The organism is Mycolicibacterium sp. XJ2546 (genome assembly GCF_053483195.1).
Genome location: NZ_JBEFRW010000009.1, coordinates 161,175 through 181,536, shown reverse-complemented (window position 1 = coordinate 181,536; position 20,362 = coordinate 161,175). Strand labels below are relative to the sequence as shown.

The 20,362-nt window shown below is 67.5% G+C and carries 18 protein-coding genes and 1 pseudogene; 10 read left to right on the top strand and 9 right to left on the bottom strand.

Features of this window, described 5'->3' with window-relative positions; translation table 11 throughout:
• Positions 1–27: 27 nt before the first annotated feature.
• Positions 28–865, bottom strand: a pseudogene (locus tag ABQE44_RS16760) (adenylate/guanylate cyclase domain-containing protein).
• Between the two features lie 289 nt (positions 866–1,154).
• Between ABQE44_RS16760 and ABQE44_RS16755 the strand changes: the two are divergent.
• A complete protein-coding gene (locus ABQE44_RS16755; protein ID WP_448430915.1) occupies positions 1,155–2,201 on the top strand; it encodes an oxygenase MpaB family protein in 1,047 nt (348 codons plus the stop codon).
• A gap of 4 nt (positions 2,202–2,205) precedes the next feature.
• Positions 2,206–3,444, top strand: a complete 1,239-nt coding sequence (locus tag ABQE44_RS16750) for an acyl-CoA dehydrogenase family protein (RefSeq protein WP_448430913.1) — start codon at positions 2,206–2,208, stop codon at positions 3,442–3,444.
• Here the strand turns inward: ABQE44_RS16750 and ABQE44_RS16745 are convergent.
• The 4 genes from ABQE44_RS16745 to infC are packed head-to-tail and all read right to left on the bottom strand — an operon-like array spanning position 3,431 to position 5,446.
• Positions 3,431–4,183 (bottom strand): TrmH family RNA methyltransferase, encoded by a 753-nt coding sequence (locus ABQE44_RS16745; protein WP_448430911.1) that lies wholly within the window; start codon positions 4,181–4,183, stop codon positions 3,431–3,433. The two genes, ABQE44_RS16750 and ABQE44_RS16745, sit on opposite strands and share 14 nt — an antisense overlap.
• Positions 4,184–4,206: 23 nt before the next feature.
• Positions 4,207–4,596, bottom strand: a complete 390-nt coding sequence (rplT, locus tag ABQE44_RS16740) for a 50S ribosomal protein L20 (RefSeq protein WP_448394467.1) — start codon at positions 4,594–4,596, stop codon at positions 4,207–4,209.
• 45 nt (positions 4,597–4,641) lie between these two features.
• Positions 4,642–4,836 (bottom strand): 50S ribosomal protein L35, encoded by a 195-nt coding sequence (rpmI, locus tag ABQE44_RS16735; RefSeq protein WP_163904918.1) that lies wholly within the window; start codon positions 4,834–4,836, stop codon positions 4,642–4,644.
• A gap of 13 nt (positions 4,837–4,849) precedes the next feature.
• Positions 4,850–5,446 (bottom strand): translation initiation factor IF-3, encoded by a 597-nt coding sequence (infC, locus tag ABQE44_RS16730; protein WP_448394506.1) that lies wholly within the window; start codon positions 5,444–5,446, stop codon positions 4,850–4,852.
• 230 nt (positions 5,447–5,676) lie between these two features.
• Here infC and ABQE44_RS16725 point away from each other — a divergent pair, with 230 nt between their 5' ends.
• The 4 genes from ABQE44_RS16725 (at position 5,677) to ABQE44_RS16710 (ending at position 10,963) form a co-directional block, all read left to right on the top strand.
• A complete protein-coding gene (locus ABQE44_RS16725; RefSeq protein ID WP_448394466.1) occupies positions 5,677–6,033 on the top strand; it encodes a DUF1844 domain-containing protein in 357 nt (118 codons plus the stop codon).
• 45 nt (positions 6,034–6,078) lie between these two features.
• On the top strand, positions 6,079–9,405 hold the full coding sequence (gene lysX / locus ABQE44_RS16720) for a bifunctional lysylphosphatidylglycerol synthetase/lysine--tRNA ligase LysX (RefSeq protein WP_448430909.1): 3,327 nt from the start codon (positions 6,079–6,081) through the stop codon (positions 9,403–9,405).
• A gap of 79 nt (positions 9,406–9,484) precedes the next feature.
• Positions 9,485–9,796: a hypothetical protein gene (locus tag ABQE44_RS16715; protein WP_448430907.1), complete on the top strand. Its 312-nt coding sequence runs from the start codon at positions 9,485–9,487 to the stop codon at positions 9,794–9,796.
• A 6-nt stretch (positions 9,797–9,802) separates the two neighbouring features.
• Entirely contained in the window at positions 9,803–10,963 is a 1,161-nt protein-coding gene (locus tag ABQE44_RS16710; protein ID WP_448430905.1) for a winged helix DNA-binding domain-containing protein, read from the top strand.
• A 6-nt stretch (positions 10,964–10,969) separates the two neighbouring features.
• Here the strand turns inward: ABQE44_RS16710 and uvrA are convergent, their stop codons facing one another.
• Positions 10,970–13,882: an excinuclease ABC subunit UvrA gene (gene uvrA, locus ABQE44_RS16705; RefSeq protein WP_448430903.1), complete on the bottom strand. Its 2,913-nt coding sequence runs from the start codon at positions 13,880–13,882 to the stop codon at positions 10,970–10,972.
• A 91-nt stretch (positions 13,883–13,973) separates the two neighbouring features.
• On the opposite strand from uvrA, the gene ABQE44_RS16700 reads away from it, so the two are divergent.
• From ABQE44_RS16700 to lnt, 3 genes are all read left to right on the top strand, one after another.
• Entirely contained in the window at positions 13,974–14,645 is a 672-nt protein-coding gene (locus ABQE44_RS16700; RefSeq protein WP_448430902.1) for an MBL fold metallo-hydrolase, read from the top strand.
• 115 nt (positions 14,646–14,760) lie between these two features.
• Positions 14,761–15,645 (top strand): fructose bisphosphate aldolase, encoded by an 885-nt coding sequence (locus tag ABQE44_RS16695; RefSeq protein ID WP_448430900.1) that lies wholly within the window; start codon positions 14,761–14,763, stop codon positions 15,643–15,645.
• A gap of 26 nt (positions 15,646–15,671) precedes the next feature.
• The gene (lnt, locus tag ABQE44_RS16690) at positions 15,672–17,114 is read left to right on the top strand and encodes an apolipoprotein N-acyltransferase (protein WP_448430938.1); all 1,443 of its coding nucleotides are present in this window, start codon (positions 15,672–15,674) and stop codon (positions 17,112–17,114) included.
• Here the strand turns inward: lnt and ABQE44_RS16685 are convergent.
• The gene (locus ABQE44_RS16685) at positions 17,059–17,502 is read right to left on the bottom strand and encodes a universal stress protein (RefSeq protein ID WP_448394460.1); all 444 of its coding nucleotides are present in this window, start codon (positions 17,500–17,502) and stop codon (positions 17,059–17,061) included. The two genes, lnt and ABQE44_RS16685, sit on opposite strands and share 56 nt — an antisense overlap.
• Positions 17,503–17,852: 350 nt before the next feature.
• Here ABQE44_RS16685 and ABQE44_RS16680 point away from each other — a divergent pair, with 350 nt between their 5' ends.
• Positions 17,853–18,512: a UdgX family uracil-DNA binding protein gene (locus ABQE44_RS16680; RefSeq protein WP_448430898.1), complete on the top strand. Its 660-nt coding sequence runs from the start codon at positions 17,853–17,855 to the stop codon at positions 18,510–18,512.
• Here ABQE44_RS16680 and ABQE44_RS16675 read toward each other — a convergent pair.
• Together ABQE44_RS16675 and ABQE44_RS16670 are read right to left on the bottom strand one after the other, a co-directional pair.
• Complete coding sequence (locus tag ABQE44_RS16675) at positions 18,509–18,778, bottom strand: hypothetical protein (RefSeq protein ID WP_448394458.1); 270 nt, start codon at positions 18,776–18,778, stop codon at positions 18,509–18,511. The genes ABQE44_RS16680 and ABQE44_RS16675 overlap by 4 nt on opposite strands.
• Positions 18,779–18,939: 161 nt before the next feature.
• Positions 18,940–20,355, bottom strand: a complete 1,416-nt coding sequence (locus tag ABQE44_RS16670; protein WP_448394457.1) for an MFS transporter — start codon at positions 20,353–20,355, stop codon at positions 18,940–18,942.
• Positions 20,356–20,362: the final 7 nt, after the last annotated feature.

Genomic DNA, 20,362 nt, shown 5'->3' with positions numbered 1-20,362 from the left:
CGGCGATCATAGGCGACGCCGGAACCGCTAGCTCCCGGGCGTATCGCCGTCTGCGTTCCCATCGGCGACCCGCCGACGGCGCTTTCTCACCCGGTACATGTCGAGATCGGCCGGTACACCCTCCTGTTTGGCCAACAGCACCTGCTTGCGCAGGCGTTTGGCCTCGATGCCGAGCGATTCGAAGTCCTCTTCGGAGATCCGCTCCAACGTGGTTTGCGAGACCACCAGCTCGCCCCTGGTGGCGCGCTCCATCACGCGCGCGGCGATGTTGACGTCGACGCCCAGCCAGTCCGACGATCCGCTGCGGGTTTCCGGTGTGCACGCCGACCCGCATCCGCGGGGTATAGCCATCCACTTCAACGGTTTTGACGGCCTCACGGGCCGTGATCGCGGCACCAAGCGCCGTCGTCGGGTCGGCGAACACCGCCATGATGCCGTCGCCCATGCGTTTGACGATGTGCCCGCCGGCTTCCAACAGCGGGGGTTCGACCGCCTGGGACACCCGCCGCAGCAGTTGCAGCGTGGCGCCGTCGCCGGCGGTCAGCGACCAGGACGAGAAGCCCACCAGATCGGTGAAGACCAGCGTCGCCTCCCGGTTCGCGGGCTTACCGGAGACCCGCTCGGTCAGGGCTTGCCAGACCTGCAGCGCTCCGAGGCTGACCTCGCGGGTGGCCGCATCGCGCTGCAGGAAGCGGTCGGCGGCTCGGGCGGCGGCGCGCGGTCCGCCCACACCCGAGGTCGACAACGGATCACCGAACTCGGGATCGCCCGGCAGCGCCCGCCGGGTGCGTCGCAGAAACGCGATGATGCCCGGATTGTGGTTGGTCTCGCCGAGCCAGCGCAACGGTCCGTTCGGACGTGGCAGCGCCGCCGGCCGTTCGGGCTCGCGAGTGTCGTCGGCTTGCTCGTCGAACGGCTCGCCATCCACGTCGCCAGCCTAAGCGGGCGTTCGGGCGGCGAACAATGTCCGTCGAGCGAAGCCGATCCGCGTTTTGCGAAGCCGCCGCGGCGATCGCCCTGATCACGCCGTTGTGGCGCATCAGTAGCCGGTGGGTAACGCATTCGCCGACGCGCCCGGCAAATCGTAGACAACATGCGTTGTCAACATTATCGTGAGGGTGGAACCGTGGGTACTGGATTTCAGCGAGGCGGCGATGAGCAGGACGACAATGACCACGAGCACTGCGGCGGCGGACCCCCTCGGGCCCGATTCGCTGACGTGGAAGTACTTCGGCGACCTGCGCACCGGCATGCTGGGCGTGTGGATCGGCGCGATCCAGAACATGTATCCCGAACTCGGCGCCGGCGTCGAGGACCACTCCATCTTGCTGCGTGAACCGCTGCAGCGGGTGGCACGCTCGGTGTACCCGATCATGGGTGTGGTCTACGACGGCGAGCGTGCCGCCGACACCGGCGCGCAGATCAAGGGCTTCCACCACGGCATCAAAGGCATTGACGCCGAGGGCCGCCGCTACCACGCGCTGAACCCCGAGACCTTCTACTGGGCCCACGCCACGTTCTTCATGCTCATCATCAAGACGGCCGAGTACTTCTGCGGCGGGCTGACCGAAGCCGAGAAACGCCAGCTATTCGAAGAACACGTGCAGTGGTACCGGATGTACGGAATGAGCATGCGCCCGGTGCCCGAGACCTGGGAGGACTTCCAGGTGTACTGGGAGGCCAAGTGCCGCGACGAGCTGGAGATCAACCGCGCCACCCTGGACATCTTCGACATCCGCATCCCCAAACCGTGGTTCGTGCTGATGCCCACGGGAGTGTGGGACCAGATCTTCAAACCGATGGTCGGCGCGCAACGCTGGATTGCGGCCGGGTTGTTTGACGAGGCGCTGCGGGAGAAGGCCGGGATGCGCTGGACCCCCGGCGACGAGGTGCTGCTGCGTCTGTTCGGCAAGTTGGTGGAGTTCGCGTTCGTCGCGGTGCCCGACGAGATCCGGCTGCACCCGCGGGCGTTGTCGGCCTACCGTCGCGCCCAGGGCAAACTGCCTCCCGACGCGCCGCTGGTCGAGGCACCCGGGTTCATGGCGCCGCCGCCGGACCGGCGTGGTCTGCCGATGCACTACGTGCCGCAGCACAAGTCGCTGCTGGACCGTGCCGGCTCACTGGTGCATACCACGTTCTCCCTGGCGGGTTTGCGTCGACCGGCCCGGGGGCGCGGGCAAAAATCCGGTAAGGCAGCATGACTGCATGCTCGAATGGTCTGATGTCGACCTTGCCGTCCGCGATGCCGTACGTGAGTTCGTAGACAAGGAGATTCGTCCCCACGTCGACGCGCTGGAAAGCGGCGACATGGAGCCCTACCCCATCATCCGCAAGCTGTTCACGACGTTCGGTATCGCAGATATGGCCCGCGAATCGCTTGACAAGCGGCTGGCCCGGCTGCGCGACGGCGGCGACTCGTCCGGCGAGTCCGGCGGCAGCGTGCTCGGCGGTTCCGGCGGGATGGGCTACATCGTGGTCAGCGAGCTGTGCCGGGTGTGCATGGGCGTGGTCACCGGGATGGGGGTCAGCCTGGGCCTGACCGTGCCGACGATCATGAGTCGCGGCACGCTGGCCCAGCAGGAACGCTGGCTGCCCGAGCTGGTCACCTACGAGAAGGTCGGTGCGTGGGCCATCACCGAACCCGATTCTGGTTCTGACGCGTTCGGCGGCATGAAGTCCTATGTCACGCGCGATGGGGACGACTACATCCTCAACGGCCAGAAGACCTTCATCACCAACGGGCCCGACGCTGACGTGGTCGTGGTGTACGCCAAACTCGACGAACCCGGTGTCGACAAGCGCGACCGCAAGGTGCTGACGTTCGTACTGGACCGCGGGATGGAGGGCTTTGTGCAGTCAAAGCCGTTCCGCAAGATGGGCATTCACTCATCGCGCACCGGCGAGCTGTTCTTCAACAACGTCCGCCTCGGCCGCGACCGGCTGCTCGGCGAGACCGAAGGAGATGAAGCCAGCGGCGCTTCCGACGGGCGGGCCAGCGCGCGGTCGAGCTTCTCCGCCGAGCGGATCGGCGTGGCCGCGATGGCGTTGGGTGTCATCGAGGAATGCCTGCGGCTGTGCGTCGATTACGCCAAAACCCGCAAGCTCTGGGGCCAGGAGATCGCGCAGTTCCAGCTCATTCAGCTCAAGCTGGCCAACATGGAAGTCGCCCGAATGAACGTGCGCAACATGTTGTTCCGGGTGATCGAAGCTGGCGAGAAGGGCTATTCTATTTCGCTGTCGGAGGCCTCGGCGATCAAGTGGTACTGCTCGCAGGCCGCGACCGATGTGGCAATGGACGCCGTGCAGCTGTTCGGCGGCAACGGTTATATGACCGAATACCGGGTCGAGCAGTTGGCGCGCGACGCCAAATCGCTGATGATCTACGCCGGCAGCAACGAGGTGCAGATCACGCACGTGGCGCGGGGTTTGCTCAACGGCGGCTAGCCCGTGCGCTCAGGTACAGGCAGATCGCCGCGGCCGACGCCACGTTGAGGCTCTCCGCGCTGCCGCGCATCGGTATCTGCACCCGGTGCGTGGCCAGCCCGGCCAACTCGGCGGGCAGACCGTGCGCCTCGGGCCCGAACAGCCACGCCGTCGGCTTGTCCAGGTCGGCTTGCACGGCGGGATCCTCCAGCGACACCGCACCGTCGACCGTGGTGGCCAGCACCTGTAATCCGGCCTCCCGCAACGACTGCAGCGTGGCCTCCGCGTCGGCCTCCGACACCACCGGCACCGAAAAGATGCTGCCCGCCGACGCGCGCAGGCACTTGCCGTTGTACGGGTCGACGCTGTTTGCGGTCAGCACCACCGCGTCCGCACCCATCGCATCGGCCACCCGAATCAGCGTGCCGGCATTGCCGGGTTCGGAGATGCCCACCGCGACCGCGACCAGCCGCGGCTGCGCCAGGACGTCGGCGAGCGTCGTCTGCGGCATGGTGCACACCGCGACCAGGCCGACCGGTGTCACGGTGTCCGACAACGCCTTTGCGGCGCGCTCGGTGATCAGATGCACGGGAACGTCGGCCAGCATCGAGCCGAACCGGTCCATGGCGGATTCGGTGGCGAAGACCTCGGATACGAGTCCGCGCCGCAACGCCGCCTCGACGAGATTGGGTCCCTCGGCGAGGAAGCGCGCGGCGCGTCGGCGTGCGATCTGGCGGTGCAATTTGACCGCCGCCGCCACCCGAGCGGAGCGCTCGGTAAGCGTCAGGCGGCCTCTCCGGAGGGCGCGTTGACGTCCTCAGGCAGCGCGGCCCTGGCGACCTCCACCAGCGCGGTGAACGCGGCCGGATCGCTCACCGCGATCTCGGCGAGGTTCTTGCGGTCCACCTCGACGCCAGCGGCCTTGAGGCCCTGGATCAGCCGGTTGTAGGTGATGTCGTTGGCGCGGGCTGCGGCGTTGATCCGGGAGATCCACAGCTTGCGGAACTCGCCCTTGCGGGCACGCCGGTCACGGTAGGCATAGCCCAACGAATGCAGCTGCTGCTCTTTGGCTTTACGGTACAGCCGTGAGCGCTGACCGCGGTAACCCTTCGATGCCTTGAGGATCGTGCGCCGCTTCTTCTGAGCGTTGACTGCGCGCTTTACGCGTGCCATGAGAGTGTTCCTAATCGTTGGTGGTCGTACAGGTGTCGGGCGTGGTCAGCCGTTGAGCATCTTCTTGATGCGGCTCTTGTCGTTCGCTGACACCTCGGTGCGGCCGGCGAGCCGACGGGTGCGGGTAGACGGCTTGTGCTCGAGCAGGTGTCGACGATTGGCCTTCTGACGCACGATCTTTCCGGTTCCGGTGCGCCGGAAACGCTTCGAAGCGCCGCTGTGGGTCTTCGCCTTGGGCATTAGGTCCTCAGTTCTATCGTTGCTCGGTCTGTGCTTCACCGCTTGCGCGCTGTGCGGGCGGTGCGTCCGCATCGTGTGCCGCCTTGGCGCGAGTCTTCGCACCGCGATGCGGGGCCAGCACCATCGTCATGTTTCGTCCGTCCTGTTTGGCGGCCGTCTCGACGTAGCCGTAATCGGCGACATCGGCGCCCAGCCGTTGCAAGAGTCGGTAGCCCAGTTCGGGGCGCGACTGCTCGCGTCCGCGGAACATGATCGTCACCTTGACCTTCGACCCCGCTTCCAGGAACCGGACCACATGGCCCTTCTTGGTTTCATAATCGTGGTCGTCGATCTTGGGACGGAGCTTTTGTTCCTTGACGACGGTCTGCTGCTGGTTCTTGCGAGACTCGCGCGCCTTCTGCGCCGTCTCGTACTTGTACTTGCCGTAGTCCATGATCTTGCAGACCGGAGGTCTGGCGTTCGGGGCAACTTCGACAAGGTCGAGATCGGCGTCCGCGGCGACGCGGAGAGCGTCTTCGATGCGCACAATGCCTACTTGCTCGCCACCTGGTCCGATCAGGCGGACTTCAGGTACTCGAATGCGCTCGTTGACGCGGGTCTCAGTGCTGATGGGCCCTCCTATGTTGTCCTCGAGGAGGCCCGGACCCCGTCATCGCTCTGCTCGTCGAACAGGAAAGCCCTGCTCAAAGCAGGGCCCGATGCCGACCAGAACAGGCGTCGGTTGACGCCTGACCGGACCGCTGAGCCTTCGGATAGTCTCCGAGGCCAACGGTGGGAGAGGGACTCCACTTGCTGTCCCTGGCGTGTGCCGGGACGGTCGCGTATGCCAGTCTAACAGGAATGACAGAGGTTCCTGGCACTCCGCCCGACGCCGTTCCGGTTCGCGAGCTGGCCGAAATCCCCGCGGTGGAGGTGATCACCCGGTCGGCGGTCATGTTGATGAGCGCAGCGGCCGAAAAACTCGGCCTGTCCGCCGAGGACCCGCACCAGAGCCCGCACCGCGACCTCGACGAGGCACGCCGGCTGATCACCGCGCTGGCCGGGCTGGTCACCGCCTCGGCCGAGTATCTCGGGCCGCACGCCCGCCCGGTCCGTGACGGGCTGAAGACGCTGCAGCTGGCCTTCCGGGAATCCAGCGCCGTCCCCGACGAACCCGGGCACGGCCCCGGGGAGAAATACACGGGTCCGGTGCGGTAGCGCGTCGCACGAAATTTCCAGGTCGAGCGAATATTCTCCCGGCCTATGACGGTTGCCACCACCACCGCCGCCCGCCCCAGTTCCAGGTACCGGTGGGTGCCCGCGGCAGCCGGGTGGACCGTCGGAGTAATCGCCACCCTGTCCCTGATCGCCAGCATCTCCCCCGCGGTCCGGTCGTTGATCAGGGTGCCGCGCGAGTTCGTCAACGAGTACATCTTCAACTTCCCCGACACCAGCTTCGCCTGGGCGTTCGTGCTGGCGCTGCTGGCCGCGGCGCTGGCGGCCCGCAAACGCATCGCCTGGTGGATCCTGGTCGGCTACCTGGTGGCCGCGATCGGCTGGAACATCGGGGACCTCGTCGCAGGCGACGAGACGGTGATGGAGGAGATCGGCGAGGTCATCGGGCTGGTCTTCCACGTCGCCGCGATCCTGTTCCTGGTGCTGGCCCGGCGCGAGTTCTGGGCGAAGGTCCGCCGCGGGGCGCTGGTGAAGGCGGCCGCCACGCTGATCCTCGGGATGGCCATCGGCACCGTGATCGGATGGGCATTGCTGCAGGCATTTCCCGGAACGCTGACCCCCGACGACCGGTTCTGGTACGCGCTGAACCGGGTCTCCGCGTTCGCCGGCGCGGACGCGTCGTACTTCGCCGGCCAACCGCACGTCTTCGTCGACGCGTTGCTCGGGCTGTTCGGTGCGCTCGCGCTGATGGCCGCGGCCGTCGTGCTGTTCCAGTCCCAACGCGCCGAGAACGCGCTCACCGGTGAGGATGAGTCGGCGATCCGCGGGCTGCTCGAACTGTTCGGCAAGAACGACTCCCTGGGCTACTTCGCCACCCGCCGCGACAAGGCCGTGGTATTCGCGCCCAACGGCCGCGCGGCCGTCACCTACCGCGTCGAGGTCGGTGTCTGCCTGGCCAGCGGTGACCCAGTCGGCGATCCGAAGGTGTGGCCCGCGGCCATCGACGCCTGGTTGCAGCTGTGCGAGACGTACGGCTGGGCGCCCGGTGTGATGGGCGCCAGTTCGGCGGCGGCCGAGGTGTTTCGCGCCGCCGGCCTCAACGCGCTGCAGCTCGGCGACGAGGCCATCCTGCATCCCGAGGACTTCCGGCTCTCCGGCCCCGACATGCGGGCCGTGCGTCAGGCCGTGACGCGGGCGCGCCGCGCCGGCGTCAGCGTCCGGATCCGTCGGCACCGCGACATCGACGGTGACGAGATGACGCGGGTGATCGAGCGGGCCGATGCCTGGCGCGACACCGACGACGAACGCGGCTTCTCGATGGCGTTGGGCCGGCTCGGGGACCCGGCCGACGGCGATTGTCTTCTCGTGGAGGCGGTCCAGAACGACGCCGGGGGGTCGGGCGGGGATGAGCACCCGGTGGCGATGCTGTCGTTGGTGCCGTGGGGCACCACCGGCGTCTCGCTGGACCTGATGCGTCGCTCACCGCAGTCACCCAACGGCACCATCGAGCTGATGGTCAGCGAACTGTGTATGCAGTCCGAAACCGTTGGGGTGACTCGTATCTCGCTGAACTTCGCGATGTTCCGGTCCGCATTCGAACAGGGTGCGCAGCTCGGGGCGGGGCCGGTCGCGCGGCTGTGGCGGTGGCTGCTGGTGTTCTTCTCGCGGTGGTGGCAGCTCGAGACGCTGTACCGGTCGAACATGAAGTACCAGCCGCAGTGGGTGCCGCGCTACGCCTGTTATCACGACGCCCGCCTGCTGCCGCGCGTCGGCGTCGCATCGGTGATCGCCGAAGGCTTTCTGGTGCTGCCGTTTTCGCGCCGCCACGCCCAACCGCACACCGGCCAGCACATCGCCGCACCGCAGAACCTGCTGGAATCGGGGGTGCTGAACAGCGACGGCAGCGCCCCCGACGTCGACGACCTGCAGGCCGACCTGCCCGACAACGGCCAGGCGCGGCTTCCCGAACAGGTGCGGGTCCGGATGGCCAAACTCAAGGCGCTGCAGGGCAGCGGGGTCGACCCGTATCCGGTCGGTCAGCAGCCCAGCCACACGATCGCCTTTGCGCTGGACGCCGGCGGCGACACCGCCGTGACCGTGGCGGGACGGGTGCTGCGGTTGCGCGACTACGGCGGGGTGCTGTTCGCGCAGCTTCGCGACTGGTCCGGGGAAGTGCAACTGCTGCTGGACAATTCACGGCTCGAGACAGGCTCGACAGCGGATTTCACGCACGCGATCGACCTGGGCGACCTGATCGCGGTGGCAGGCGTGATGGGCTACAGCCGCAACGGCACCCGGTCACTGCTGGTGCACAGCTGGCGGCTAATCGGCAAGTGTCTGCGGCCGCTGCCCGACAAGTGGAAGGGTCTGACCGACCAGGAGGCCAGGGTACGCGCGCGGTATGTCGACCTGGCGATCAACACCGAGGCCCGCGATTTGATCCGGGCCCGCAGCAATGTTCTGCACACGATCCGCGAAACCCTGGTGGGCAAGGGGTTTTTGGAGGTCGAAACGCCGATCCTGCAGCAGATCCACGGCGGCGCCAACGCGCGGCCGTTTCTCACCCATATCAACGCCTACGACCTGGACCTGTACCTGCGTATCGCGCCGGAGCTGTATCTCAAGCGGCTGTGTGTCGGCGGGGTCGAGCGGGTCTTCGAGTTGGGCCGCGCGTTCCGCAACGAGGGGGTGGACTTCAGCCACAACCCGGAGTTCACGCTGCTGGAGGCCTACCAGGCGCACGCGGATTACCACGTCTGGATCGACGGGTGCCGGGAGCTGATCCAGAACGCCGCGCAGGCCGCTAATGGTGCGCAGGTGTTCCTGCGTCCCCGCGACGACGGGTCGCTGGAGCCGGTCGACATCTCCGGGGCGTGGACGGTCAAGACCGTGCACGACGCGGTGTCGGAGGCCCTCGGCGAACACATCGGCCCCGACACCGATCTGGCGACGCTGCGGCGGCTGTGCGACGCCGCCGATATCCCCTACCTGACGCACTGGGATGCGGGCGCGGTGGTGCTGGAACTCTACGAGCGCCTCGTCGAGGACCGCACCGAGGAGCCGACGTTCTACAAGGACTTTCCGACGTCGGTGTCGCCGCTGACCCGCCCGCACCGCAGCATCGCCGGCGTGGCCGAACGCTGGGATCTGGTGGCCTGGGGGGTGGAGCTGGGCACCGCCTACAGCGAGTTGACCGATCCGGTCGAGCAGCGCAGGCGGCTGCAGGCGCAGTCGCTGCTGGCGGCCGGTGGCGACCCCGAGGCGATGGAACTCGACGAGGACTTCCTGCAGGCCATGGAGTACGCGATGCCGCCGACGGGTGGGCTGGGCATGGGCGTGGACCGGGTGGTCATGTTGATCACCGGGCGCAGCATTCGTGAGACGTTGCCGTTCCCGTTGGCCAAACCACGCTAGTCTTCGCGAGAAGACGTGAACTCGCACTGGCGGCGCCCTTTTCGTGCGACTTTGCGTCTGCTCGCGCTAGCGTGGCGGTATGCCGGAGGAACCCGACGAACCCGACGCCGAGCCGCAACCAGCCATCGAGGCCGAGCTCGTCGAACCGACGCCGACGCCTCCGCCTGCTGACCCCGCCGAGACCGGCTACACGCCCAGCGGGGTGCCGACGTTCGAGTCGGTGCGCGAGAAGATCGAAACCCGTTACGGCACCGCGATCGGCGCGTCCGAGTTGGCCGCCGAGACTCCGGAGGGCCGCAGCGCCGAGGAGCAGTACGCGAAGCGTCAACGCACGGCCGCCGAGCGGCTGGCCGCGATCCGCGCGTCGATGAAGGACGACGACGCGACGTAGCGGACGATGCGCTCCTTCACAATTGCCGAGCGGCGCGCCCGGCTCGCGCGACGTCACTTTCTCGGTGTGCCGGCTGACTCGGTCGATATGGTCACCGGCGATCTCGTCGGGCTGCACGCCACCGACCCGGCGACGCCGTACCTGTCGTTGTGGGCGCGGATGCCCGGTGCCACGGTGGCCGACGTCGACGCCGCGCTCTACGACCGTCGCTGTCTGGTCAAGCACCTGGCGATGCGGCGGACGCTGTGGATGGTGCGCACTGCCGATCTGCCGTTGGTGCAGGCCGCGGCCAGCGACCGGGTCGCCGACAACGAAGCCCGCCGGCTGATCGCCGACGCCAAGAGAGCCGGCGTCTGCACCGACGGCGACGCCTGGCTGGACGCCGCCTGCTCGGCGGTGCTGCACCACCTGACCGACAACGGGCCGACCAACGCCAGAGACCTGCGTAGGGCCTTGCCTGAACTGGCCGGCAGCTATGACCCGGCACCGGATAAACGGTGGGGCGGTGAAACACCCCTGGCGCCAAGGATTTTGACGGTGCTGGCGGTGCGCGGACACATCATGCGCGGGCCGAACGAGGGCGGGTGGATCACCTCGCGACCGCGCTGGGTGGCGACCCCGCAATGGGTGAACACTGCTGCCGCAGTCGATCACGACGTGGCGCGCACCGCACTGGTGGGCCGATGGCTGCAAGCCTTCGGCCCGGCCACCGTCACCGATATCAAGTGGTGGTTCGGCAACACGGTGACCTGGGCCCGGCAGGCGCTGGCTGATCTCGACGCCGTCCAGGTCGACCTCGACGGCGCCCCGGCCTATGTGCTGCCCGACGACCTCGACGTGGAACCCGAACCCGAGCCGTGGTGCGCGCTGCTGCCCGGCCTGGACGTCACCACCATGGGCTGGTTCGACCGCGACTGGTATCTGGGCGACCACCGCAGCCAGGTGTTCGACCGCAACGGCAACGGCGGGCCCACCGCCTGGTGCGACGGCCGGATCGTCGGCGGCTGGCTCCAGGACGCCGACGGCAGGGTCAAGGTGCGGCTTGTCGAGGAGGTCGGCCGTGACGCCCACAAATCGCTGCAGCAGCGCGCCGAGGAGCTGACCGACTGGCTCGACGGTGTGCGGATCAACCCGCGATTCCCCTCTCCCCTGTCCAAACCGGGGTGAGTTCCCCTAGGCGCTGACCTTGCCGGTCTTGCTGCGCTTACGTGCCTTCGGGGTCGGCCGCTGCACACCGAGGCACTCGGCCAGGAAGTGGCCGGTGTAGCTGTCCGGGTTGAGGGCCACGTCCTCGGGCGAACCGGTGGCCACCACCGTGCCACCGCCGGCACCGCCTTCGGGGCCCATATCGATGATCCAGTCGGAGGTCTTGATCACGTCGAGGTTGTGCTCGATGACGATCACCGTATTGCCCTTGTCGACAAGGCCGTTGATCACCTTGAGCAGCTTGCGGATGTCCTCGAAGTGCAGACCCGTGGTCGGCTCGTCGAGGATGTAGACCGTGCGGCCGGTCGACCGCTTCTGCAGCTCGGAGGCCAGCTTGACGCGCTGCGCCTCCCCACCGGACAGCGTCGGCGCCGGCTGCCCGAGCCGGACGTAGCCGAGCCCGACGTCGACCAGCGTCTGCAGGTACCGGTGGATCGAGGTGATCGGCGCGAAGAACTCGGCGGCGTCCTCGATGGACATGTCGAGCACCTCGGCGATGGTCTTGCCCTTGTAGTGCACCTCGAGGGTTTCGCGGTTGTAGCGGGCGCCGTGGCACACCTCGCACGGCACGTACACGTCGGGCAGGAAGTTCATCTCGATCTTGATCGTGCCGTCACCCGAACACGCCTCGCAGCGACCGCCTTTGACGTTGAACGAGAACCGGCCCGGCTGATAGCCGCGCACCTTGGCCTCGGTGGTGGCCGCGAACAGGGTGCGGATCTTGTCGAACACCCCGGTGTAGGTCGCCGGGTTGGACCGCGGTGTCCGGCCGATCGGCGACTGGTCGACGCGCACCAGCTTGTCCACCTTGTCCAGGCCGGTCACCCGCGTGTGCCGGCCCGGTACCTGTCGGGCGCCGTTGAGCTTGTTGGCCAGCACCGCCGCCAGGATGTCGTTGACCAGCGTCGACTTACCCGAGCCCGAGACGCCGGTGACCGAGGTCAGCACGCCGAGCGGGAACGTCACGTCGATCTCGCGCAGGTTGTGTTCGCGCGCGCCGACGACGGTGAGTTGACGCTTCTTGTCGACCGGGCGCCGGATCGCTGGCACCTCGATCTCTTCCTTGCCCGAAAGGTATGCGCCGGTCAGCGATTCCGGGTTCTTCACCAGGTCGTCGTACGGGCCGCTGTGCACGATCTGACCGCCGTGCTCGCCAGCGGCGGGTCCGATGTCGACGACCCAGTCGGCGTGGGCGATGGTGTCGAGGTCGTGTTCGACGACGATCAGCGTGTTGCCCAGATCCCGCAGCCGGATCAGCGTGTCGATCAGCCTGCGGTTGTCGCGTTGATGCAGCCCGATCGACGGTTCGTCGAGCACGTACAGCACGCCGACCAGCCCGGAACCGATCTGGGTGGCCAGCCGGATCCGTTGCGCCTCTCCGCCGGACAGCGTGGCCGCGGCTCGCGACAGCGACAGGTAGTCCAACCCGACGTCGAGCAGGAACCCGAGCCGCGACTGGATTTCCTTGAGCACCTGGCCGGCGATGGCCTGTTCGCGCGCGCCGAGTGTCAGCGCGTTGAGGAACTCAGCGCACTCCGCGATCGAGAGCTCGGCCACCTCGGCGATCGACTTGTCGCCGAACTGCCCGGCCGTCATCGTGACCGCGAGGATCTCCGGTTTGAGCCGGGTGCCCTGACATTCCGGGCAGGGCACGTCGCGCATGAAGCCTTCGTAGCGTTCCTTCATCAGCTCGGAGTCGGTCTGCTCCATGCGGCGCTGCAAGAACGCCATCACGCCTTCGAAATCGGCGTAGTACGAACGGGTCCGGCCATAGCGGTTCTTGTACCGCACATGCACCTGCTCGTCGCAGCCTTCGAGGATCGCCTTGCGCGCCTTGGCCGGAAGCTTCTTCCACGGGGTGTCGACGTCGAACCCGAGCGAATCACCGAGACCGGACAGCATCCGGGTGAAGTACTCCGCCGTCTGCCCCATCGACCACGGCGCGATGGCGCCCTCGGCCAGCGTCAGGTCCGGATCCGGGATGACGAGGTCGGGGTCGACCTCCTTGCGGATGCCCAACCCCACGCACTCGGGGCAGGCGCCGTAGGGCGAGTTGAACGAGAACGACCGTGGTTCGAGGTCATCGACGGCCAGCGGGTGCCCGTTGGGGCAGGCCAGCTTCTCGGAGAACCGCTGTTCACGATGCGGATGGTCGTCTTCGCGATCGACGAACTCGAGCACCACGATGCCGTCGGCCAAGTTCAGCGCCGTCTCCACCGAATCGGTGAGCCGCTGCTTGGCGGTGGCCTTCACGGTGAGCCGGTCGACGACGACCTCGATGTCGTGTTTCTCCTGCTTTTTCAGCTTGGGCGGTTCGGTGAGCGGATACACCACGCCGTCGACGCGCACCCGGCTGTACCCCTGGGTGTTGAGCTTGTCGAACAGGTCGACGAACTCGCCCTTGCGGGTGCGTACCACCGGCGCCAGCACCTGGAAGCGCAGCCCCTCGTCCATGGCGAGCACCTGATCGACGATCTGCTGCGGGGTCTGGCGGGCGATGCGCTCCCCGCACACGGGGCAGTGCGGGGTGCCGGCGCGGGCGTAGAGCAGCCTCAGGTAGTCGTAGACCTCGGTGATGGTGCCGACGGTCGAGCGCGGGTTGCGGTTGGTGGACTTCTGGTCGATGGACACCGCGGGCGAGAGCCCCTCGATGAAATCGACGTCGGGTTTGTCCATCTGGCCCAGGAACTGCCGCGCGTAGGCCGACAGCGACTCGACGTAGCGGCGCTGCCCCTCGGCGAAGATGGTGTCGAAGGCCAGCGACGACTTGCCCGACCCGGACAACCCGGTGAAGACGATCAGCGCGTCGCGCGGCAAATCAAGATCAACGCTTCGTAGGTTGTGTTCGCGCGCCCCTTTGATGATCAGGCGGTCAGCCACGCCCGTTTGCTTTCAACGACACAGTCCTCCCGGAAAAACAGTTCACGCCCATGCTATGTGCCGCCACCGACAAGCCCGATACCGTGGCCTCATGACCGTCGTCGATGACAACTACACCGGCCATGTCGAGCCCCAGACCGCGGGTAGGCGCACGCTTCCCGGCGCCACGATCGTCAAGGTCTCGGTGGGTCCGATGGACAACAACGCCTACCTGGTGACATGTTCCCGAACCGGCGAGACGCTGCTGATCGACGCCGCCAACGACGCGGAGATCCTGCTGGACTTGATCGAGAAGCACGCGCCGAAACTGTCGCTGATCGTTACCAGCCACCAGCACTTCGACCACTGGCAGGCGCTGGCGGCGGTCGCCGACGCCACCGGCGCCCCGACCGCCGCGCATCAGCTGGACGTCGAGCCGCTGCCGGTCAAGCCCGACCGGATCCTCGAACACGGCGACACGATCAAGATCGGCGACCTGACGTTCGACGTGATCCACCTGCAGGGCCACACTCCGGGCTCGGTGGCGCTCGCGCTGGGCGGCGCCGATGAGGCCACCCACCTGTTCACCGGTGATTGCCTGTTCCCCGGCGGTGTGGGCAAGACCTGGCAGGAAGGTGACTTCGAGAAGTTGCTCGACCACGTGACCACCCGGGTGTTCGACGTCTACGGGGATTCCACGGTGGTCTATCCGGGCCACGGCGACGACACCACGCTGGGCACCGAGCGCCCACAGCTGGGTGAGTGGCGCGAACGCGGCTGGTGACCTGCGGTCACATCATGTGGCCCGACACCATACGTCCGCGGCTTTGGCCTAGGCTGATGCGACACGACCTAGCCGAATTCGCGACGGCGACTTCGGGAGTTGCGAGGAGATGCGGATGAATAGCGACCAGTTGGAAAAGGCGCGCAGCGGCGCCGGATTCATCGCTGCACTGGACCAGAGCGGCGGCAGCACGCCCAAGGCGCTGAAGCTGTACGGCATTGCCGAAGATGCCTACTCCGGCGACGACGAGATGTTCGACCTGGTGCACCAGATGCGCAGCCGCATCATCACCAGCCCGGCCTTCAACGGCGACCGCGTCATGGGCGCGATCCTCTTCGAGAAGACGATGGACCGCGACGTCGAGGGCCGCCCCACCGCGGACTACCTGTGGAACGTCAAGAACGTCGTCCCGTTCCTCAAGATCGACAAGGGTCTGGCCGAGGAGAACGACGGCGCGCAGGTGATGAAGCCGATGCCCGGCCTCGACGACCTGCTGGACCGCGCTGTCGAGAAGGGCATCTTCGGCACCAAGGAACGCTCGGTCATCAAGATGCCCGGCGCGGGTGTGGACGCGGTCGTGGCGCAGCAGTTCGAGGTCGGCCAGCAGGTCCTGGCAAAGGGTCTCGTCCCGATCCTGGAACCCGAGATCGACATCAACAGCCCGAAGAAGGCCGAGGCCGAGGATCAGCTCAACGCCGCCCTGCTCGACGGCCTCAACCAGCTCGGTGACGACCAGAAGGTCATGCTCAAGCTCACCCTGCCCGACACCGACAATCTCTACAAGCAGCTCGTCGACCATCCGAAGGTGCTGCGCGTGGTGGCGCTGTCCGGCGGCTACAGCCGCGAGGTCGCCAACGAGAAGCTGGCCCGCAACACCGGCATCATCGCGAGCTTCTCGCGGGCACTTACCGAAGGCCTGTCCGCCCAACAGAGCGACGAGGAGTTCAACGCCACCCTCGATCAGGCGATCGCCAGCATCGCCAAAGCCTCCAGCACCTGAGTTCGGTTCGGGGCCTCGCAGCGGCGCTGCCCGCCGGCGCGCTGCTGGCCCTCGCCTTTCCGGCACCCTCATGGTGGTGGTTGGCGTGGGTCGGTGTGGTCCCGCTGCTGTTGGTGGTGCGCGCAGCGCCGACGTCCGGTCAGGGCGCCCTGCGCGCCTGGGCCGCGATGGCCGGTTTCGTGCTGGCCACCCAGTACTGGCTGGCGCCGAGCGCGGGACCGTTGCTCGCGCTGCTCGCCGCCGGGCTCGGCGCGCTGTGGCTGCCGTGGGGCTGGGCGGCACACCGGCTGCTCGGCGGTGACACCACGACCCGCGCGGCGCTGACCGCCGTCGTCGTGCTGCCCTGCGCCTGGGTGCTCGCCGAGGCCGTTCGCTCATGGGACCGGCTCGGCGGCCCGTGGGCGTTGCTCGGCGCGTCGCAGTGGAATCAGCCGTCGACGTTGGCGGCGGCGTCCGTGGGCGGCGTGTGGTTGGTCGGCTTCCTGATCGTCGCGGCCAACACCGCGATCGTCGCAGCGGTGCTGCTGCGCTCGGTCCGGATGCTCGCGCTACCGATCGCCGTCGTGGCTGCCGGCCCGCTGTGGTTCTGGCTCGGTCCGGCGCCCACCGACGCACCCACTGCCGCCCGGTCCGTGCGCGTCGCGCTCGTGCAGCCCGGCGACATCGCCGACGCGACCGCCCGCCAGGCCGCCGCCGAGACGCTGACCGCCGATCTCGCGGGGCAGCACCTCGACCTGGTGGTCTGGGGTGAGAGCAGCGTCGCCGTCGACCTGGACAGCCACCCCGACGTCAGCGCACGGCTGGCCGAACTGTCCCGTCGGGTCGGTGCCGACCTGCTGGTCAACGTCGACGCGCGCGCCCCCTCGGGCGGGATCTACAAATCCTCGGTGCTGGTTGGGCCCGACGGTGTGCGCGGCAGGTATGCGAAGACGCGGCTGGTGCCGTTCGGCGAATACGTCCCGTTTCGGTCGCTGCTCGGCTGGGCCACCCGACACACCGCGGCCGCGGCGGAAGACCGTCGTCGCGGCGACGGACCGGTCGTGCTGCGCACCGACGGGCTCGCGGTCGGACCGTTGATCAGCTTCGAGACGTTGTTCTCCGACCTACCGCGACGGCTGGTGGATCGAGGCGCCGACCTGCTGGCCTATCAGAGCGCGACATCGACCTACCAGAGCAGTTGGGCACAGCCGCAACTGGCGAGCATGGTCGCCGTGCACGCGGTCGAAGTCGGCCGTCCGGCCGTCCATGCCGGCACATCGGGGGTGAGTTCGGCGTTCGACGCCGGCGGGCGGGTACTCGGCTGGCTTCCTGCCGCTCAGCGCGGCGTCGCCGTCGTCGATGTTCCGCTGGGCGCGCGGACCACCGGCTACCAGCGCTTCGGCGACTGGCTGATCGTGGTGGCGTTGCTGACGTTTACGGCGTGGTGTGCACGATCAGCACATCGGTCTTGGCGCGCCGGGCGACGTTAGCGGGCACCGAACCGAGCAACCGCCCGGCGATGGTGGACAGCCCGACGTTACCGACCACCAACAGGTCGGCCTTGACCTCTTCGGCCAGTTCCACGAGCGCGTCGACCGGCGCGCCGATGACCGCCTTCTCCTCGACGTTCTTCGCCCCGGCCTGGTGTGCACGTTCCCGCGCTTCGCGGAGGATGGCGTAGATGGGGGCGTTACCCGACATCTTGTAGCCCTCGTCCTTGAGCACGTCAGCGGCGCGTTGGTCTTCCTCTTGGGGGAAATACGCCGTCGTAACGATCAATTTGGCGTTCTCCCCGGCGATATGGCCGGCCTTCTCCACCGCGCGCAGCGATGAATCGGATCCGTCCGTGCCAACCACGACGGTCTGATAGGCGCTCATCCATATCCTCCCAAGGTCAGTTTTAACGCCACCCGAGACAGTAGCCCTTTCGGACCCGAACACGGGTGCGAATCACTACACATGAATACCATTCTCCTGCCCTTTTAGCGCCCTTTTACCGGCAAGATCACCGCGAGTCGTCCAGCGTGACCTGCCCAACACCCAGGCAAAACGACCGGCGGAGAAGCGGTGTCATGTTTAATCGGGAAACATCGATTTCTTCCGTCGCCACAATCGTCGTCGGTGCTAATTTCCAATTTCTGGCCGCCGCTTGGTATTCAATTCCCAACGGCGATAACGCTCGCCGCCCGCGTGCGGTTTCGGTGCCCGCAGACGGGTATCCGGTGAGCATGGCAGCGCGAACCGCCACGGATTTTATTCCCGACACCGTCGATCTGGACGCGTTGGCCGAAGCCGTCCAGAGTTGCAAGGGATGCAATCTCTACCTGGACGCCACCCAGGCCGTGTTCGGGGGCGGTTCGGCCACTGCGGAGATGGTTTTGGTCGGTGAACAGCCCGGCGACCAGGAGGACAAGGCGGGCGAACCGTTCGTCGGCCCGGCCGGACGGCTGCTGGACAAGGCGCTGGTGGCCGCAGAAATCGACCGGGATGGCGTCTATGTCACCAACGCGGTAAAGCACTTCAAGTTCACGCTGCCCGAACGCGGTAAGCGTCGCATCCACAAGACACCCAGCCGCACCGAGGTGGTGGCGTGCAGGCCGTGGTTGATGCAGGAGCTGATGGTGTTGCGACCCGACGTGGTGGTGCTGATGGGCGCGACGGCTTCGAAGGCCCTGTTGGGCAGTAGTTTTCGCCTCACCGCCCACCGCGGCGAGGAGTTGAGCCTGCCGGGCGAGGAGGCTGTCGAGCTCGACTTCAATCCGCGGGTGGCGGTCACCGTCCACCCGTCATCGGTGTTGCGTGGTCCCCCGTCCGAACGGGACAAGGCGTTCGACGCGCTGGTGTCCGATCTGCGTTTCGCCGCCGGACTTCTGCCTCGGGGCGGTTAGCACACCGCCGGTGGCACCCACGGCGACGCCGCCGGCGGAACCCATGCGCACGGGCTGTGCGGCGGTCCGTGCCAGCCGCGCGGGCCGCGTTCGTGGCGCCAGTCGTGCCAGTCGTCGTCCCAGTGCGGCCGGTCGAGTTTGTACGTCACACCCAGCGAACCGGGAACCGCCGCGTCGGCAGTGGCCACACCGGCACCCACACCGAGAGCCGCAAATCCCAGCGCGCCGACCATCGCCGCTCCGGCGCCGAACATCTTCGCGTTCACGTTAAATTCCTTACTAGAGCGTCAAATTCAGCAATCCGACCCGTCGTCATTCTAACGTTGCCAACCGCGTCGACGCGATGCCCTATTCCGAGTGTTTGCCCGCCGTCTGGTGGCGAAATAGCATTCCGCGCTGTCGAATTGGATGTTCAGCGACCTGAATGTTATTTCGCGAGCGTGCGCGCGGGATACGGTCGTCCGCTTCGCACCGATGCGACAACGCCGATCGCCGCCAACCCGGTAAACGCCGCGAACAACCAGCGGGCCGGGGTGGCGTCACCCGTCTCGGTCAGGTTGACCACCACACCGGCCAGCCCCGCGCCGAACGCGCCGCTGATCAACTGGACGGTGTTGATCGCCGCAGCCGCCGCCGGCCCCTCCGCCGGATCGTCGACCCGGCTCATCGCCCACGCCGACAGGTGCGGCCACGCCATACCGACCCCCGCCCCGGTGATGAACAGCGCGACCGCCCATACCGCAACGCGGCCAGCCGATGCGTCCTCGGACCATGTCATGGCGGTCAGGGCCAGTCCGGTCGCCATCACCAGCGGCGCGACCGCCACCGTGCGCCTGATCGTGGAATTGGCGCGCAGCGAGGCGCTGCCGATCTCGCTGGCCGTCCAGCCGATGGCCAGACCCGCCGCGAGAAAACCGGCAGCGACGGGGGTCAGATGCGCCAACCGCTGGCCGAACAGGGGTACGTACATGTCGGCCATCGTCGCGGCCATCAGCACACCCAGCGTGAGGTAGATCCATTTCAGCGGCCCGGCGCGGAAGGCGCTCGGCGGTAACACCGCTGCGGACCGCCGCCGGTCGACGTACAGGAAGGCCGCGACCAGGAGGCCGCTGAGCACCAGCAGCCCGGCGGTGGCCCGCGCGTCGTGGGGTATCGCGGCGACGCTCACCACCAGCGCAGCAGTGCCCAGCAGCGCCAGCGACCACACCGGAACGGGCGTCGACGCAACCCCCGCGGTGGCGTCGTCGCGGGCGGGCAGGGCGATCGGAACCACCACCGCAATCGCGGCCGTGAGGATGGCCAGTACGCCGAAAGCCCAACGCCACGAACCGAACTGGGCGAACAACCCGCCTGCAGCGGGGCCCAGCAACGTGCCGACCCCCCACATCGCCGATACCAGCGCGGAGGCCTTGGTCCACAACGTGCTGGGCAGGGCGGTGTTGATGACGGCGTAGCCGAGACCGGCCAGCAGACCACCGGCCAAACCCTGGACCGTGCGACCCACCAGCAGGATCTGCATGGTGGGTGCGACGGCACACGCCACACTGCTGACGCCGAACACCGCGAGCGCGATGAGGTAGGACCGCCGCGCGCCGAACCGCATCAAGGTCGAGTACACGGTGGTCGCCGCGACCACCGACGCCACCAGGTACACCGTGGTCACCCAGGCGTACAGCCGGTGCCCGCCGATCTCGGCGACGGCGCTGGGCATCAAGCTGATGGTGAGGAACTCGTTGGTCGCATACAGCGCGACACCGCCGGCGAGCACCGTGGACGCGCCGAGGTTCGCTGGGCCCAATAGCTCCCGCCAGCCACCCGCGGTCACCGCGGCGTCATCGGTCACGTGGTCA

Excerpts from the sequence above, each read along its gene's own strand:
- ABQE44_RS16710 (WP_448430905.1), top strand. The coding sequence starts at position 9,803 with ATGCGCTCCTTCACAATTGCCGAGCGGCGCGCCCGGCTCGCGCGACGT.
- ABQE44_RS16695 (WP_448430900.1), top strand. The coding sequence starts at position 14,761 with ATGAATAGCGACCAGTTGGAAAAGGCGCGCAGCGGCGCCGGATTCATC.
- ABQE44_RS16750 (WP_448430913.1), top strand. The coding sequence starts at position 2,206 with ATGCTCGAATGGTCTGATGTCGACCTTGCCGTCCGCGATGCCGTACGT.
- ABQE44_RS16755 (WP_448430915.1), top strand. The coding sequence starts at position 1,155 with ATGAGCAGGACGACAATGACCACGAGCACTGCGGCGGCGGACCCCCTC.
- ABQE44_RS16680 (WP_448430898.1), top strand. The coding sequence starts at position 17,853 with ATGGCAGCGCGAACCGCCACGGATTTTATTCCCGACACCGTCGATCTG.
- ABQE44_RS16715 (WP_448430907.1), top strand. The coding sequence starts at position 9,485 with ATGCCGGAGGAACCCGACGAACCCGACGCCGAGCCGCAACCAGCCATC.
- ABQE44_RS16700 (WP_448430902.1), top strand. The coding sequence starts at position 13,974 with ATGACCGTCGTCGATGACAACTACACCGGCCATGTCGAGCCCCAGACC.
- lysX (WP_448430909.1), top strand. The coding sequence starts at position 6,079 with ATGACGGTTGCCACCACCACCGCCGCCCGCCCCAGTTCCAGGTACCGG.
- rplT (WP_448394467.1), bottom strand. The coding sequence starts at position 4,596 with ATGGCACGCGTAAAGCGCGCAGTCAACGCTCAGAAGAAGCGGCGCACG.
- ABQE44_RS16725 (WP_448394466.1), top strand. The coding sequence starts at position 5,677 with ATGACAGAGGTTCCTGGCACTCCGCCCGACGCCGTTCCGGTTCGCGAG.
- ABQE44_RS16685 (WP_448394460.1), bottom strand. The coding sequence starts at position 17,502 with ATGAGCGCCTATCAGACCGTCGTGGTTGGCACGGACGGATCCGATTCA.
- rpmI (WP_163904918.1), bottom strand. The coding sequence starts at position 4,836 with ATGCCCAAGGCGAAGACCCACAGCGGCGCTTCGAAGCGTTTCCGGCGC.